Below are 15554 nucleotides of genomic sequence, written 5' to 3' on the forward strand. Positions count from 1 at the left end.
ATGGGTATTTTCTCCATTGCCAACCAGCATATCCGCTTTGCGGTAAAACTGGCCTGCGCGATTGTACTGGCGCTGTTCGTTGGCTTTCACTTCCAGCTTGAGACCCCGCGCTGGGCGGTGCTGACCGCGGCCATTGTGGCTGCAGGTCCGGCCTTTGCCGCTGGCGGAGAACCTTATTCAGGTGCTATCCGCTATCGCGGCATGTTGCGTATTGTCGGGACATTTATCGGCTGTATTGCCGCCCTGATCATTATCATCAGCATGATCCGCGCCCCGCTATTGATGATCCTGGTGTGTTGTATCTGGGCCGGTTTTTGTACCTGGATCTCGTCGTTAGTGAAGATCGAAAACTCTTATGCCTGGGGGCTTTCAGGCTATACGGCGCTGATCATCGTCATTACTATCCAGGCTGAACCGCTGCTGACGCCGCAATTTGCGCTCGAACGCTGTAGTGAAATTGTGATGGGTATTGTCTGTGCCATTGTTGCCGACCTGCTCTTTTCGCCCCGTTCGGTGAAGCAGGAGATTGATGTTGAACTGGATAGCCTGCTGGTGGCGCAATATCAGCTTATGCAGCTGTGCATTAAGCATGGCGACAGTGAAGAAGTAGACAAAGCCTGGGGAGATTTAGTCCGGCGTACGGCGGCGCTGGAAGGGATGCGTAGTAACCTGAATATGGAGTCCTCGCGCTGGGTGCGGGCTAACCGCAGACTCAAGGCATTGAATACGCTGTCGCTTACGCTTATCACACAATCCTGCGAAACCTATCTTATTCAGAACACCCGACCAGAACTGATCACCGATACCTTCCGCGAGTTGTTCGATACGCCGGTTGAAACGGTACAGGATGTCCATAAACAGCTGAAGCGGATGCGTCGGGTGATTGCATGGACCGGTGAACGTGACACACCTGTCACAATTTACACCTGGGCCGGGGCGGCAACGCGCTATCTGTTACTTAAACGTGGAGTTGTCAGCAACACCAAAATTAGCGCTATCGAAGAAGAGATCCTGCAAGGTGAACCGGTGGTGAAAGTGGAATCTGCCGAGCGTCACCATGCGATGGTTAACTTTTGGCGCACCACGCTTTCTTGTGTGCTGGGAACCTTATTCTGGCTGTGGACCGGCTGGACATCCGGCAGCGGCGCAATGGTGATGATTGCGGTCGTCACCTCGCTGGCAATGCGTTTGCCCAACCCGCGCATGGTGGCGATAGACTTTATCTACGGTACGTTGGCGGCGTTACCGCTCGGCGCGCTCTATTTCCTGGTGATTATCCCTAATACGCAGCAAAGCATGTTGTTGCTGTGCCTAAGCCTGGCAGTGCTGGGATTCTTTCTGGGGATTGAAGTACAGAAACGACGGCTGGGTTCGATGGGGGCGCTGGCCAGCACCATTAATATCATCGTGCTGGATAACCCGATGACCTTCCACTTTAGCCAGTTCCTTGACAGTGCACTGGGGCAGATTGTTGGCTGCATGTTGGCGTTTATCGTCATTCTGCTAGTGCGTGATAACTCTCGTGACAGAACGGGTCGTGTGTTGCTCAACCAGTTTGTCTCGGCGGCGGTTTCAGCGATGACCACCAACGTGGTACGTCGTAAAGAAAACCACCTCCCGGCGCTTTATCAGCAGCTGTTTTTGCTGATGAACAAATTTCCGGGCGACCTGGCGAAGTTTCGCCTGGCGCTGACCATGATCATCGCGCATCAGCGCCTGCGCGATGCGCCGGTGCCGGTAAACGAAGATCTCTCCGCATTCCATCGCCAGCTTCGACGCACTGCCGATCGCGTGATTTCTGCAGGAAATGACGACAAGCGCCGACGCTACTTTAGCCAGTTGCTGGAAGAGCTTGAGATCTATCAGGAGAAATTAATCATCTGGCAAGCACCACCACAGGTGACCGAGCCGGTAAAACGACTCAGTGGGATGTTGCACAAATACCAGCATGCGCTGGTCAGTAATTAAGAGTTGAAAACCGACGCTAAAAGCGTCGGTTTTTTTATGGCTATACTTACCTGAAAATGCGAGAGACCCCTACATATTGGCGGTCTGTAGAGTGGCTGGCGTCGGGATGGTGGCTATAGATGAATATCTATACATTTGATTTTGACGAGATAGAAGACCAGGGTGATTTCTATCGCGAGTTTACGCGCACGTTCGGTCTCGCCAGAGAGAAGGTGGTTGATTTAGATTCTCTGTGGGAGGTGGTTATCGGGGAAGTTTTACCGTTGCCGCTGGAGATTGAATTTGTCCATTTACCGGACAAGCTGCGCAGGCGATACGGCGCGCTGATTTTACTGTTCGATGAAGCGGAAGAAGAGCTGGAAGGGCAGTTGCGTTTTAACGTTCGTCACTCAATGTAAGACATAAAAAAGCCCCCGGCAGGCGGGGGCAAGTCGTCGGACTTAGACGACGAGGGTTTATTTGTAGAGTTCTGCAGTAGCGTGCCAGTGAGCACCTTCACGGAGTTCGGTGACGCGATAGCTGCTGGCGCCTGCTTTTTCAGCCTTAGCGGCGATGGCCTGACGCATGTCCATTGGTGAACTACCGATTTGAGATACGGAGATGCTACCCATAGATTGCAGATTCTGTGCTTCTTGTGAGTTCACCTGAGTAACTGCGGCGCTTGCACCGAAGGAGAGAACAGAAAGAAGGCTTAAGGTTGCAATAGTAGTTTTGATTTTCATGATATTTACCTCGTCGAATTCTTTTATAGGGGTCTACGTTTCGTGACCCTCATCACAAAATCAAGTATACACTAATAACCTGATAAATTAATACCACGCTAATTGTTTCCATGGGTAGTAAGTGTTAAGAAAAATATTTTTTATAACCAAATGGAATTAAAAAGAGCGTTTCGAACATTTTAAAAGAAATAAATTAAATAAAATCAATTGGATATGGTTTTTTGCAAAATGTGCGTTTTTAAGCCTTCATATTCACTGTGTGAATGGTTTTTGACGGTTAAACGCACCATTTGTTAAATGCATAGCAGTTAAAAATAGACGGAAGGGGGTAGAAAGAGAGTGTTTTCCCCCGCCGCGAGGCGACGGGGAGGCGGTATTACAGTTCTTGTTCGAACAGTTCCAGAATGGCTTCGTACAGATCTTTTACCGTAAAACCCTTAGCTGGGGTGGTGAAGATGGTATCGTCACCGGCAATCGTACCCAGGATACCTTCCGCTTTCCCCAATGAGTCCAGCAGACGTGCAATCAACTGAGCAGCGCCAGGACTAGTATGAATAACCACGACCGCATCGTTATAGTCGATATCCAGCACCAGATTTTTCAGCGGACTGGAGGTCGTAGGCACGCCCAGTTCCGCCGGAAGGCAGTACACCATTTCCATTTTCGCATTGCGGGTACGCACGGCGCCAAATTTGGTCAGCATGCGTGAAACCTTGGACTGATTGATATTATCAAAGCCCTGATCCTGCAATGCGAGGACGATTTCGCCTTGAGAGCTGAACTTTTCTTCTTTAAGCAGCGCTTTAAACGCCTTTACTAATTCTTCTTGTTTTGCCGAGCTTCGCATAAGTCACCCGTAATATGGCGGTAGAAACAACATTATTGTGCATACAGATGAATTTTTATGCAAACAGTCTGCCTTGTTCAAGGCTGAAATAATGTTATGAAAGAGCGGAATTTTATCAAATTTCGTTATCAAGAAACATGCCTGTGTCACGGCTCGCAAATAAGGTTAAAAGTAAATTAAATGTTATCAAATTGATGTTGTTTTGAGAGGTGGGTAGGGTATATTGTCAGCACCTGTTGGAAAGTTGCTCTACTGTGCGGGTGGTTTTGAATTACGTAACTTAGGTTTTATTTTACGTAAGTTAAATGCATAAAAGCCAAATTTGCGTGACTACGCATTCTTGACGCGTGGTTGTTGTATTCGTTGGATTTGTGAATTAAGGTCGCCGCCGCGGAGCAATAGACATTTTGCTTATCAATATAATAAGGAGTTTAGGATGAAAGTTGCAGTCCTCGGCGCTGCTGGTGGTATCGGTCAGGCGCTAGCATTACTGTTAAAAACCCAACTGCCTTCAGGTTCAGAACTCTCCCTGTACGACATCGCTCCAGTAACACCTGGTGTGGCCGTTGATTTGAGCCATATCCCTACTGCTGTGAAAATCAAAGGCTTCAGCGGCGAAGACGCTACCCCTGCACTGGAAGGTGCTGATGTGGTACTGATCTCTGCGGGCGTCGCACGTAAACCGGGTATGGATCGTTCCGACCTGTTCAACGTCAACGCCGGTATCGTGAAGAATCTGGTGCAGCAGGTTGCTAAAACCTGTCCGAAAGCATGTATCGGTATCATCACCAACCCGGTGAACACGACCGTTGCTATCGCTGCAGAAGTCCTGAAAAAAGCAGGCGTATACGATAAGAACAAACTGTTTGGCGTGACCACGCTGGACATCATCCGCTCCAACACCTTTGTTGCGGAACTGAAAGGCAAGCAGCCTGGCGACGTTGAAGTCCCGGTTATTGGCGGCCACTCTGGCGTGACCATTCTGCCGCTGCTGTCACAAATTCCTGGCGTAAGCTTCACCGAGCAAGAAGCAGCTGACCTGACCAAACGTATCCAGAATGCGGGTACTGAAGTTGTGGAAGCTAAAGCCGGTGGCGGATCTGCAACCCTGTCTATGGGTCAGGCCGCAGCACGTTTCGGACTGTCACTGGTTCGCGCACTGAGCGGCGAAAAAGGTGTGGTTGAATGTGCTTACGTTGAAGGCGATGGCCAGTATGCTCGCTTCTTCTCTCAGCCGCTGCTGCTGGGCAAAAACGGCGTAGAAGAGCGTCAGTCTATCGGCAAGCTGAGCGCGTTTGAACAAGCTGCGCTGGAAGGTATGCTGGATACGCTGAAGAAAGATATCACTCTGGGCGAAGAGTTCGTTAAGTAACGAACTGCCCAAAAGTAAAAAACCGGAGCACTTGCTCCGGTTTTTTTATATCCGTATTAGTTGGTCGCCGGATATTCCTGAATCGTGACCTGCAGCGTCAACTGCTTGTCATCGCGCATCACGACCACGGAGATAACTGAACCTGGTCGAATCTCTGCCACCTGGTCCATCGTTTCCAGTGCAGATACCGCCGGTTTGTTATTGACCGAGATAATCAGATCGTTAACCTGAATACCTGCCTGCGCTGCCGGACCGTCCGGGGCTACTTCGTTAACCACAATCCCCTGAATTTGATCCATCCCGCCGCCCTGGGCGTGCAGTGGCGCAATTTCTCGGCCGCTGATGCCGATATAGCCGCGAATCACGCGCCCGTCACGAATCAGCTTATCCATGATTTTGGTTGCCAGTTGAAAAGGAATAGCAAAGCCGATCCCTTCCGGGGTTTCGCCATCGTTGCTCTTATCAAATGACAGGGTGTTAATACCCATCAACTCGCCCAGCGAGTTGACCAGCGCGCCGCCGGAGTTACCGTGGTTGATGGAGGCATCGGTTTGCAGGAAGTTTTGCCGCCCCGTCGGGTTCAGGCCAATACGACCGGTGGCACTGATAATCCCCTGGGTGATGGTTTGCCCGAGGTTGTACGGGTTCCCGATGGCGAGAACCACATCGCCAATGTGCGGTACGCGTTTGTTATTAATCGGAATTGTCGGCAGTCCACCAGTGGCGTTGATTTTCAGCACCGCAAGGTCGGTTAACGTATCAGACCCCACAAGCAGCGCTTCAAATACGCGACCGTCCTGCAATGCGACGATGATTTGGTCTGCATCGTTAATGACGTGTTTATTGGTAATGATGTAGCCGCGCTGATCCATGATAACGCCTGAGCCGAGCGTGCGGATCTCAAGCTGGTTATGCGCTGTGCTGTTCATACTGCGGTTATAAACGTTAACGACGGCAGGTGCTGCACGGCGAACCGCCGGGTTATAGCTGGCGGGCGTTTCATCTGCACTGTCGAACTGCGGTGCGGTAAGCGTATTAATTTTGCGCAGCGAGGGCATCGCGGCCAGCAGAATAGCGCCGACGATTAAACCAATCGCGACCGAACGTAAAAGCTTCACAAACATGATGGCGGCGTCATTAATAAAGGGAACGGCTGCAGCATATCACGAGTTTACCGGACATCACACGAGGGGCTGATGTCCGGTTGCATGCGTTAACGCAGGAGCAGGTAAATACTCTCGTTACCGCGCACCACCTGCAGGGCAATGATCGACGGTTTCGCTTCCAGCACTTTACGCATTTCAGCGATCGAGTTTACGCGATCGCGGTTAACGCCAATAATAACGTCATCTTTATGCAGTCCGGCCTGTGCGGCAGGGCTGCTTTTTTCAACGTTATCAATTCTGATGCCTTTGGTACCGTCTTTTAACTGACCGTCGCTGAGCGTGGCCCCTTGCAACGCAGGCGCAATCATCTCTGCGCTGGCGGACGATGATGTGCTGGTATCGAGGGTGACTTCAACCTCCAGCGGTTTACCGTTACGTAGCAGGCCCAGTTTGACTTTGGTCCCTGGTTCGGTTGTCGCAATACGTGAACGAAGTTCGGCGAAGCTGTTAAGCGGTTTACCGTTGAGACTGGTAATGACGTCACCTGATTTCACCCCCGCTTTTGCGGAGCCGGAGTTAGGCAGAACCTCACTGACAAACGCGCCACGCTGTACGTCCAGTTTGAACGCTTTGGCGATATCGGAAGTCATCTCGGTGCCTTTGATGCCCAACAGACCGCGTTTGATTTCACCAAACTGCATCAGCTGCTGTGCCAGCGTGCGCGCCATGTTGCTCGGGATTGCAAAACCAATACCGATGCTGCCGCCACCGGGGGCCAGAATCGCGGTGTTAATACCGATCAGCTCACCGTTGAGGTTAAGCAATGCGCCGCCGGAGTTACCGCGGTTGATAGAGGCGTCAGTCTGAATAAAGTTTTCCAGACCTTCCAGGTTCAACCCACTGCGACCCAAAGCCGATACAATGCCGGAGGTGGCTGTTTGACCCAAACCGAACGGGTTACCCACAGCCACCGCGAAATCACCCACGCGGAGTTTATCAGAGTCAGCAATGGCAATTTGCGTCAGGTTGCTGGGGTGTTGAATTTGTAGCAGTGCGATATCGCTCTGATCGTCGCTGCCAATAAGCTTTGCGTCGAACTCACGACCATCATTAAGCTGAACGCTGATTTTTTGCGCCTGATTAATAACGTGGTTATTGGTCAGGACGTAGCCTTTGGCGGCATCAATAATGACACCTGAACCCAGTCCTTCAAAAGGTTGGGAAGGTTGATCGGGAAGTTCATCACCAAAAAACTTTTTGAACTCTTCCGGGACTTTCTGCCCCTGAGTGGCGGTGCCTTCGACCCTTACACTCACCACGGCTGGCAACACTTTCTCCAGCATCGGGGCGAGGCTGGGGAGCGCAGCCTGACCGGGAACCTGGCCGGGAATCGACGCAACGGCCGGGAATGGCGCCGAGAGAGTTAACCCGACACTTAACGCTAATGCACTCAACAGCTGGGTTTGTTTTTTCATGGATCCTGCTCTCGTACCTTGAGTAAACGGAAGATGATTCAAAACAGTTTGATGTTATTGAATTTTCGGTTTGGTCACAATGAGGCTAACGACTAAATAATAGCTGGGACGGGAAGAGAAGCGGAGGGCGCAATTGCTGCGCCCAATAAATTTCTTAACGATGTGCGGTTAGTCGCGCTTTGCGCCACTACGCAGCAGGCCAGATGCCCCTTCAGAATAGTCACGTGGCATCTGAACCGGCGCCTGATCGTTGCCTGCTTCAGACTCTGCCAGACGATTACGGAACGGGTTGTTTTCCGGCGACATACCCGGCAGCAGGTTGCTGGAGCTTTTCGCCATGTGCTGGTAAATCTGACGATAATCGTCCGCCATGTTATCCAGCAATTCAGCGCTGCGGGCAAAGTGGCTCACCAGTTCTTCACGGTACTCTTCCAGCTCAGCTTTATTTTTTTCCAGTTCGTACTGCAATGCCTGCTGTTGGCGTAATTTCCGATTACCAAAACGCATGGCTACAGCACCAATAATGATACCGACGACTAACCCAATTAGCGCATATTCCCAGGTCATGAACATCTCCCGTTGTCTTGTGTTTCCGTAGGGTGTTGGCTTTAGGCTCCATGCCTGCGCCTGATTATGCCACTATAACCGCTAATCCCGTAGAAGTGGAATCCCGTGTTTATATCACGTAATGTAGAACGGCCTTTTTTTCGTCAACCGTGAGCGACGGCACATCGATTCTCAAGGAATAACAATAACATCATGCAAAGCCTTTCCCCGACATCGCGTTACCTGCAAGCCCTCAACGACGGCAGTCATCAGCCCGACAATGTACAACAAGAAGCCGTGAATCGACTGGAAACAATTTTCCAGGCACTTACGACGCCAGCGCGACCTGCGCCGCAGGAGAGCGGACTGATGGCGCGTTTTGGCAAATTGCTGGGCAAGCGTGAGTCGCCGATCAACACACCGGTGCGTGGTTTATATATGTGGGGCGGAGTTGGGCGCGGAAAAACCTGGCTGATGGATCTGTTCTACCATAGTCTGCCGGGCGAACGTAAACAGCGTTTGCACTTTCATCGTTTTATGCTGCGTGTGCATGAAGAGCTTACTGCCTTACAGGGGCAGAGCGATCCGCTGGAAATCATCGCCGATCGCTTTAAGGCCGAAACGGACGTGCTGTGCTTTGACGAATTTTTTGTTTCTGATATTACCGACGCCATGCTACTCGGCGGCCTGATGAAGGCACTGTTTGCCCGTGGCATTACGCTGGTGGCGACCTCCAATATTCCGCCAGACGAGCTGTATCGCAACGGTTTACAACGCGCGCGTTTTCTTCCTGCCATTGATGCTATCAAACAGCATTGCGACATCATGAATGTTGATGCTGGCGTCGATTATCGTCTGCGCACCTTAACGCAGGCGCATTTGTGGCTGTCGCCACTGAATGAGGAAACCCGCCAACAGATGGATAAACTCTGGCTGGCATTAGCGGGAACCAAAGGTGAACATGCGCCGACGCTGGAGATCAATCATCGTCCGATGCAGACGCTGGCCGTCGAAAACCAAACGCTGGCGGTGTCATTTACCACGCTCTGTGTCGATGCGCGTAGCCAGCATGACTACATTGCGCTGTCGCGTTTGTTTCACACGGTACTGTTGTCTGATGTGCCGGTCATGACTCCGCTGATGGAGAGTGAAGCGCGGCGCTTTATCGCATTGGTGGATGAGTTCTACGAACGCCACGTCAAGCTGGTGGTCAGCGCGGCATCGCCACTCTATGAAATTTATCAGGGCGAGCGTCTGAAGTTTGAATTTCAGCGCTGTTTGTCGCGTTTGCAGGAGATGCAAAGCGAAGAGTATCTGAAGCGGGAACATTTAGCCGGTTAAACCTGCCGCAAATCACATAAAGGGGTCGATCTTTGACCCTGACTTCTCTATAATCTTGCGACCCCACGTTACGAGAGAGTTTTTTTCCCAAAACTTTCTATGTGCCGGCATAGGCTATTCGAAGGGGTAGGTTTGCTGGACAATGTCGTGTGAACCTCAACTGACAAAACGTTTGGGTGTTCACCAACGTGTAACTTATTTATTTGGGTAAGCTTTTAATGAAAACTTTTACAGCTAAACCAGAAACCGTAAAACGCGACTGGTATGTTGTTGACGCGACCGGTAAAACTCTGGGCCGTCTGGCTTCCGAACTGGCTCTGCGCCTGCGCGGTAAGCACAAAGCGGAATACACTCCGCACGTAGATACCGGTGATTACATCATCGTTCTGAACGCTGACAAAGTTGCTGTAACCGGCAACAAGCGTACTGACAAAGTGTACTATCACCACACCGGCCACATCGGTGGTATCAAACAAGCGACCTTTGAAGAGATGATTGCTCGCCGTCCTGAGCGTGTGCTTGAAATCGCGGTTAAAGGCATGCTGCCAAAAGGCCCGCTGGGTCGTGCTATGTTCCGTAAACTGAAAGTTTACGCTGGCAACGAGCACAACCACGCGGCACAGCAACCGCAAGTTCTTGACATCTAATCGGGATTATAGGCAATGGCTGAAAATCAATACTACGGCACTGGTCGCCGCAAAAGTTCCGCAGCTCGCGTTTTCATCAAACCGGGCAGTGGTAAAATCGTAATCAACCAACGTTCTCTGGAACAGTACTTCGGTCGTGAAACTGCCCGCATGGTAGTTCGTCAGCCGCTGGAACTGGTCGACATGGTTGAGAAACTGGATCTGTACATCACTGTTAAAGGTGGTGGTATCTCTGGTCAGGCTGGTGCGATCCGTCACGGTATCACCCGCGCTCTGATGGAGTACGACGAGTCCCTGCGTGGCGAACTGCGTAAAGCTGGCTTCGTTACCCGTGATGCTCGTCAGGTTGAACGTAAGAAAGTCGGTCTGCGTAAAGCACGTCGTCGTCCTCAGTTCTCCAAACGTTAATTGTACTCTGCTTCGGCAGACGACAATTTGCGAAAAAACCCGCTTTGGCGGGTTTTTTTATCGTTATTTTTCGCCTCAGATCCACGGTAATCCGCTGATTGCCACCTCTTTTTCCCCATTTCAAGAATCGACTCACCACAAAGGTCACAAAATCTGGTAAACTATCATCCAATTTTCTGCCCAAATGTCCGGTATCGTTCATTTTTTGTTTGTATTTTGAACAGCAATGACTTTCCCGAGTCTGGGTGACATCACTTCTGGCTGGCCACTGAGTGGCTGGTAGCAGTAAAAATTCTGAATATACCTGGAGGTTTTCATGGCTGTCGCTGCCAACAAACGTTCGGTAATGACGCTGTTTTCTGGTCCTACTGACATCTATAGCCATCAGGTCCGCATTGTGCTGGCTGAGAAAGGTGTTAGTTTCGAGATTGAGCACGTGGAAAAGGACAATCCACCTCAGGATCTGATCGACCTCAACCCGAATCAGAGCGTACCGACACTGGTGGATCGTGAGCTGACCCTGTGGGAATCTCGCATCATTATGGAATACCTGGATGAGCGCTTCCCGCATCCGCCGCTGATGCCGGTTTACCCGGTTGCGCGTGGTGAAAGCCGCCTGTACATGCAGCGTATTGAAAAAGACTGGTACACGCTGATGAATGTCATCGTGAACGGTTCTGCATCTGAAGCCGAAGTCGCGCGTAAGCGTCTGCGCGAAGAACTGCTGGCAATTGCGCCAGTATTTGGCCAGAAACCTTACTTCCTGAGCGATGAGTTCAGCCTGGTAGACTGTTACCTGGCGCCGCTGCTGTGGCGTTTACCGCAGCTGGGTATTGAATTCAACGGTGCAGGTTCGAAAGAACTGAAAGGGTACATGACTCGCGTCTTCGAACGTGACTCTTTCCTGGCTTCTCTGACTGAGCCTGAACGTGAAATGCGTCTGGGCCGGGGTTAACCTGTATGGATTTGCCACAGCTAACACCACGCCGTCCGTATCTGCTGCGCGCGTTCTATGAGTGGTTGCTAGACAACCAGCTCACGCCGCATCTGGTGGTGGATGTGACGCTCCAGGACGTGCAGGTTCCAATGGAATATGCGCGTGACGGGCAAATTGTTCTGAATATTGCACCGCGTGCGGTGGGCAACCTGGAACTGGCTAACGATGAAGTGCGCTTTAACGCGCGCTTCGGTGGTGTGCCGCGTCAGGTGTCTGTGCCGTTGGCTGCTGTTCTGGCAATTTATGCACGTGAAAATGGCGCTGGTACGATGTTCGAACCGGAAGCCGCCTACGATGAAGATGTCGCCAGCTTAAATGATGACGACAACGACGCGTCTGGTTTTGAGAGTGAAACAGTCATGTCGGTCATTGATGGCGATAAGCCTGACAATGGCGACGACAACGATCCTGATGACACTCCGCCGCCACCTCGCGGTGGGCGTCCAGCGCTGCGCGTAGTGAAATAAATAGTGAAATAAAAAAACAGGCCCTTTCGGGCCTGTTCTGTTTTCTGGCTTCGGGATCAGTAAAACAGCGCGATGGTGGCTACCATATTCACCACAAATCCTACTGCCATCGGGATTGCTGTACGTTTTACCACTTCAAAGGGCGATACGCCGGCAATACCTGATGTCACGACAATTACAGCGGTTATGGGTGACACCGCGCGGGCAAGCGTAGTGGCAAAATGCATCGGCATAATCATCACTACTGCAGGAATATGCAGCCCGGCGGCAATATTCGGAATGAGGCTGGCAAAAGACATAAACGGTGCGTTGCCTGACCCCATGACAATCGCACAGGCGGCGATGACCATCGCCATGATGATCATCACGCCAATGCCGCCAAGACCGGAATGCTCTGCGCCTTTTATTACGGCGTCGACAGTCCCGATAGTCGTCAACCCTTTCGCAAAGATCTCACCGGCGACCACCAGCGTGACAACGTTGGCAAACTGCGTCCCCATGCCGTCAAAAAAAGCCTGCACATCATCCATCGTTTCGCGCAGATTATGTTTATGCAGGAATTCAACAAACATAGTCAGCGTCATGCTCATCAACATCACCACCACCAGATTCAGCTCTGCTTTCATTAGCCCCATTTGCGCAAGGGCAAGCGAGCCTAGCATCAGGATCAGCGGCATGACGGGTAGAATGGCGTAATAGAGCGGAGGTACGTTTTCCAGCGTCTTTTGTTCAGCAAATCCGTTGCTTTCCGGTGCGGCTTTTTTATCAAACTGACGCTGAACGAAAAAATGCGCAATGGCGACGGCGACAATGACACACGACGCGACGGGCAACTGGTATTGAAAGAAATAAGTGGCGATTTTCATACCCGCGACCTGCGCGGCAAAAATAGAGTTGGTTTCCAGAATGCCCCATTCAATCGACATCGAAGTGGCAATGACCGCAACAGCGGATAAACGGCTCACGCCAAGACTGACCAACGTTGGGAACAGCGTCACCATCAGCAACATACCTAACCCAGATGCGCTGGTAATGAACTGCGCCATGATCTGACCAATAACATAGGTGGCGGCAAGCACAACATAGGGTGAGCGGATTTGCTTGAGCGGGCGGCTTAACAGGCTAACCATCGCTCTGCTGGCTCCCATTCTATCCATATAGCGGGCATAACCACCCACTGCCATGATTGATAACCCCAGTCCGGCTGCGCGGTTGGAGAGCATACGCAAAATTTCGTTGTAAATATCGACCAGTAGATAGCCACTGCTCTTATCGTCAGCGACCAACACGCCGTAGCCCAGCCAGACACCGCAGATCATCAGGAAGATCCCAGCGGCGGCCAGCACGACCTGCGGTTTGTAGTTTTTGAGGATCAAGTAACCCATCGTTAATAAAACGATGACAGAGATAATGATGCCGAACATTGTTTCACTCCATGCCAGAAAAGAAGATAAATCCGGTAATAACGCTGTTATCCCAACGGATGTTATATTTTTCTGGGCATTTTTTATGGAGTGAATATCTTATTTTTAATTCAAGGGTTTAATTATTTATCGTTATAAAATAGATGGTTATGATAAATTATCACGTTAATGTTCATAAATTTCATGAAGATGATATAACTCTATTAAATTAAAAATAGGCGGAAGATACTCGCTTAAAATAATATTGCTGTTACGTATATTATCAATAAGCCAGCGGGGGCGGATCGACCATCATTTCACCCTGCTTTCGATCCTGTGTTAGGATAAACCCGCTGTTGTTTGTCACCACGACTTAGCTGAATGGACCCTATGAACGCATTTGATTCGCAAGCTGAAGACTCTCCATCCACCATTGGCCGTAGCTTACGCAATCGCCCGCTGGCGCGTAAAAAACTGTCTGAAATGGTTGAGGAAGAACTGGAGCAGATGATTCGTCGTCGGGAATTTGGCGAGGGCGAACAGTTGCCGTCTGAACGGGAGCTGATGGCCTTCTTTAACGTGGGCCGTCCTTCTGTACGAGAAGCGCTGGCCGCGTTAAAACGCAAAGGTCTGGTACAAATCAACAACGGCGAGCGCGCCCGCGTTTCGCGTCCTTCAGCTGATACCATCATCAGCGAGCTGTCTGGTATGGCGAAAGATTTCCTCGCACATCCCGGCGGCATTGCCCACTTCGAGCAGTTGCGACTGTTCTTTGAATCAAGCCTGGTTCGATACGCCGCCGAACATGCGACAGATGAGCAAATCGACAGGCTGGCGAAAGCGCTGGAGATCAACAGCCAGTCGCTCGATGACAATACGTTGTTCATCCGTTCGGACGTTGATTTTCACCGCGTACTGGCGGAGATCCCGGGCAATCCCATCTTTATGGCGATCCATGTTGCGCTGTTAGACTGGTTAATTGCTGCCCGTCCGGCCGTTGCCGATCAAGAATTGTATGAACGCAATAACGTGAGTTATCAGCAGCATATCGCTATTGTCGATGCGATTCGTCAGCGCGATCCTGAAGAAGCAGACCGCGCACTGCAAGAACATCTCAATAGCGTTTCCGCAACCTGGCACGCCTTCAGCAAAAGTAAAAAATTGCGTAAGTAATCGCGATCCTGACGATCTTTTAGTGAAGCAGATCGCACTATAAGCGTTCTCTATTGTATTGCTGCTTATTTGATCTGGTATAACAGGTATAAAGGTATGCAGTCAGATAACACTAATCATCGTCAGAGGTCGTTATGGCAAGAAATTTAAAAGGCGTAATGCCAGCGTTATTAACTCCATTCGATAACCAACAGAAACTGGACATCGAGAGCCTGCGCCGTCTGGTGCGTTTCAACATTGGTCAGGGGATCGATGGGCTGTATGTCGGTGGCTCAACGGGTGAGGCTTTTGTCCAGAACCGCGCTGAAAGAGAGCAGGTTCTGGAAATTGTTGCTGAAGAAGCAAAAGGCAAGGTGACGCTGATCGCCCATGTTGGCACGGTGAGCACCGAAGAGAGTCAACAGCTGGCGAGCGTTGCGCATCGATACGGATTTGATGCGGTTTCGGCCGTCACGCCGTTTTACTATCCGTTCAGCTTTGAAGAGCACTGCGATCACTACCGCGCAATTATCGATTCCGCCGATGGCTTACCGATGGTGGTCTATAACATCCCGGCACTGAGCGGCGTAAAACTGACGCTGGATCAGATCAACACGCTGGTGACGTTGCCGGGCGTTGGCGCACTGAAGCAAACTTCGGGCGATCTCTATCAGATGGAACAGATCCGCCGCGCTCATCCCGATCTGGTGCTTTATAACGGTTATGATGAGATCTTCGCTTCTGGACTGCTAGCAGGCGCAGATGGAGGTATCGGTAGCACTTACAACATCATGGGATGGCGTTATCAGGGAATTGTGAAAGCGCTCAAAGAAGGCGACATCCGCACGGCGCAAAAGCTGCAAACCGAGTGCAATAAGGTTATCGATCTGCTTATTAAGGTTGGCGTGTTCCGCGGCCTGAAAACAGTACTGCACTATATGGATGTGGTTTCTATTCCACTGTGCCGTAAACCCTTTGCTCCGGTAGATGAACGCTATCTGCCGGAACTGAAAGCGCTGGCAAACCAACTGCTGGCGGAAAAGGCGTAATCGCGGGTCGCCGGGGGCGCTTCGCTTGCCCGGCCTGGATTTTTCGACCGTAAG

The 15554-nt window shown here is 51.0% G+C and carries 16 protein-coding genes; 10 read left to right on the forward strand and 6 right to left on the reverse strand.

Annotated features, from left to right (window positions below; translation table 11 throughout):
- On the forward strand, positions 1-1968 hold the full coding sequence (gene aaeB, locus GFB57_RS06900; protein WP_003025171.1) for a p-hydroxybenzoic acid efflux pump subunit AaeB: 1968 nt from the start codon (positions 1-3) through the stop codon (positions 1966-1968).
- Positions 1969-2087: 119 nt separating this feature from the next.
- Entirely contained in the window at positions 2088-2366 is a 279-nt protein-coding gene (locus GFB57_RS06905) for a hypothetical protein (protein WP_003025168.1), read from the forward strand.
- Between the two features lie 57 nt (positions 2367-2423).
- Here the strand turns inward: GFB57_RS06905 and yhcN are convergent, their stop codons facing one another.
- Entirely contained in the window at positions 2424-2690 is a 267-nt protein-coding gene (gene yhcN / locus GFB57_RS06910) for a peroxide/acid stress response protein YhcN (RefSeq protein WP_003025165.1), read from the reverse strand.
- Between the two features lie 376 nt (positions 2691-3066).
- The gene (gene argR, locus GFB57_RS06915) at positions 3067-3537 is read right to left on the reverse strand and encodes a transcriptional regulator ArgR (protein WP_003025162.1); all 471 of its coding nucleotides are present in this window, start codon (positions 3535-3537) and stop codon (positions 3067-3069) included.
- A gap of 436 nt (positions 3538-3973) precedes the next feature.
- Here argR and mdh point away from each other — a divergent pair, with 436 nt between their 5' ends.
- Positions 3974-4909, forward strand: coding sequence for a malate dehydrogenase (mdh, locus tag GFB57_RS06920; RefSeq protein ID WP_003025158.1), 936 nt, complete (start codon positions 3974-3976; stop codon positions 4907-4909).
- Positions 4910-4965: 56 nt separating this feature from the next.
- On the opposite strand, the gene degS is transcribed toward mdh, so the two are convergent.
- From degS to zapG, 3 genes are all read right to left on the reverse strand, one after another.
- On the reverse strand, positions 4966-6033 hold the full coding sequence (gene degS, locus GFB57_RS06925) for an outer membrane-stress sensor serine endopeptidase DegS (protein ID WP_003025154.1): 1068 nt from the start codon (positions 6031-6033) through the stop codon (positions 4966-4968).
- Positions 6034-6122: 89 nt separating this feature from the next.
- A complete protein-coding gene (degQ, locus tag GFB57_RS06930) occupies positions 6123-7490 on the reverse strand; it encodes a serine endoprotease DegQ (protein ID WP_003025151.1) in 1368 nt (455 codons plus the stop codon).
- Between the two features lie 168 nt (positions 7491-7658).
- Positions 7659-8057: a Z-ring associated protein ZapG gene (gene zapG, locus GFB57_RS06935; RefSeq protein ID WP_003025147.1), complete on the reverse strand. Its 399-nt coding sequence runs from the start codon at positions 8055-8057 to the stop codon at positions 7659-7661.
- A 192-nt stretch (positions 8058-8249) separates the two neighbouring features.
- Between zapG and zapE the strand changes: the two genes are divergently transcribed.
- The 5 genes from zapE to sspB all read left to right on the forward strand — a co-directional run bounded on the left by zapE (position 8250) and on the right by sspB (position 11896).
- Positions 8250-9377: a cell division protein ZapE gene (zapE, locus tag GFB57_RS06940; RefSeq protein ID WP_003025144.1), complete on the forward strand. Its 1128-nt coding sequence runs from the start codon at positions 8250-8252 to the stop codon at positions 9375-9377.
- 218 nt (positions 9378-9595) lie between these two features.
- Positions 9596-10024 (forward strand): 50S ribosomal protein L13, encoded by a 429-nt coding sequence (rplM, locus tag GFB57_RS06945; RefSeq protein ID WP_003025141.1) that lies wholly within the window; start codon positions 9596-9598, stop codon positions 10022-10024.
- Between the two features lie 15 nt (positions 10025-10039).
- A complete protein-coding gene (gene rpsI, locus GFB57_RS06950; RefSeq protein ID WP_003025138.1) occupies positions 10040-10432 on the forward strand; it encodes a 30S ribosomal protein S9 in 393 nt (130 codons plus the stop codon).
- Between the two features lie 316 nt (positions 10433-10748).
- The gene (sspA, locus tag GFB57_RS06955) at positions 10749-11387 is read left to right on the forward strand and encodes a stringent starvation protein SspA (protein ID WP_003025132.1); all 639 of its coding nucleotides are present in this window, start codon (positions 10749-10751) and stop codon (positions 11385-11387) included.
- Positions 11388-11392: 5 nt separating this feature from the next.
- On the forward strand, positions 11393-11896 hold the full coding sequence (gene sspB / locus GFB57_RS06960) for a ClpXP protease specificity-enhancing factor (protein WP_003025130.1): 504 nt from the start codon (positions 11393-11395) through the stop codon (positions 11894-11896).
- Positions 11897-11952: 56 nt separating this feature from the next.
- Here sspB and dcuC read toward each other — a convergent pair whose 3' ends face one another.
- Positions 11953-13320 carry an anaerobic C4-dicarboxylate transporter DcuC gene (gene dcuC, locus GFB57_RS06965; RefSeq protein WP_290366948.1) on the reverse strand — a complete coding sequence of 456 codons (1368 nt, stop codon included), beginning with the start codon at positions 13318-13320 and terminating at the stop codon, positions 11953-11955.
- Between the two features lie 360 nt (positions 13321-13680).
- Between dcuC and nanR the strand changes: the two genes are divergently transcribed.
- Both nanR and nanA read left to right on the forward strand, forming a co-directional pair.
- Positions 13681-14472, forward strand: coding sequence for a transcriptional regulator NanR (nanR, locus tag GFB57_RS06970; protein ID WP_003025123.1), 792 nt, complete (start codon positions 13681-13683; stop codon positions 14470-14472).
- A gap of 134 nt (positions 14473-14606) precedes the next feature.
- Entirely contained in the window at positions 14607-15500 is an 894-nt protein-coding gene (gene nanA / locus GFB57_RS06975) for an N-acetylneuraminate lyase (RefSeq protein WP_003025121.1), read from the forward strand.
- The last annotated feature ends 54 nt before the right edge of the window (positions 15501-15554 follow it).

Source organism: Citrobacter sp. S39 (genome assembly GCF_009495675.1).
Taxonomy (GTDB): Bacteria; Pseudomonadota; Gammaproteobacteria; order Enterobacterales; family Enterobacteriaceae; genus Citrobacter; species Citrobacter freundii.

Coding starts and splice junctions, on each gene's coding strand:
- aaeB (WP_003025171.1), top strand. CDS start 1: ATGGGTATTTTCTCCATTGCCAACCAGCATATCCGCTTTGCGGTAAAA.
- GFB57_RS06905 (WP_003025168.1), top strand. CDS start 2,088: ATGAATATCTATACATTTGATTTTGACGAGATAGAAGACCAGGGTGAT.
- yhcN (WP_003025165.1), bottom strand. CDS start 2,690: ATGAAAATCAAAACTACTATTGCAACCTTAAGCCTTCTTTCTGTTCTC.
- argR (WP_003025162.1), bottom strand. CDS start 3,537: ATGCGAAGCTCGGCAAAACAAGAAGAATTAGTAAAGGCGTTTAAAGCG.
- mdh (WP_003025158.1), top strand. CDS start 3,974: ATGAAAGTTGCAGTCCTCGGCGCTGCTGGTGGTATCGGTCAGGCGCTA.
- degS (WP_003025154.1), bottom strand. CDS start 6,033: ATGTTTGTGAAGCTTTTACGTTCGGTCGCGATTGGTTTAATCGTCGGC.
- degQ (WP_003025151.1), bottom strand. CDS start 7,490: ATGAAAAAACAAACCCAGCTGTTGAGTGCATTAGCGTTAAGTGTCGGG.
- zapG (WP_003025147.1), bottom strand. CDS start 8,057: ATGACCTGGGAATATGCGCTAATTGGGTTAGTCGTCGGTATCATTATT.
- zapE (WP_003025144.1), top strand. CDS start 8,250: ATGCAAAGCCTTTCCCCGACATCGCGTTACCTGCAAGCCCTCAACGAC.
- rplM (WP_003025141.1), top strand. CDS start 9,596: ATGAAAACTTTTACAGCTAAACCAGAAACCGTAAAACGCGACTGGTAT.
- rpsI (WP_003025138.1), top strand. CDS start 10,040: ATGGCTGAAAATCAATACTACGGCACTGGTCGCCGCAAAAGTTCCGCA.
- sspA (WP_003025132.1), top strand. CDS start 10,749: ATGGCTGTCGCTGCCAACAAACGTTCGGTAATGACGCTGTTTTCTGGT.
- sspB (WP_003025130.1), top strand. CDS start 11,393: ATGGATTTGCCACAGCTAACACCACGCCGTCCGTATCTGCTGCGCGCG.
- dcuC (WP_290366948.1), bottom strand. CDS start 13,320: ATGTTCGGCATCATTATCTCTGTCATCGTTTTATTAACGATGGGTTAC.
- nanR (WP_003025123.1), top strand. CDS start 13,681: ATGGACCCTATGAACGCATTTGATTCGCAAGCTGAAGACTCTCCATCC.
- nanA (WP_003025121.1), top strand. CDS start 14,607: ATGGCAAGAAATTTAAAAGGCGTAATGCCAGCGTTATTAACTCCATTC.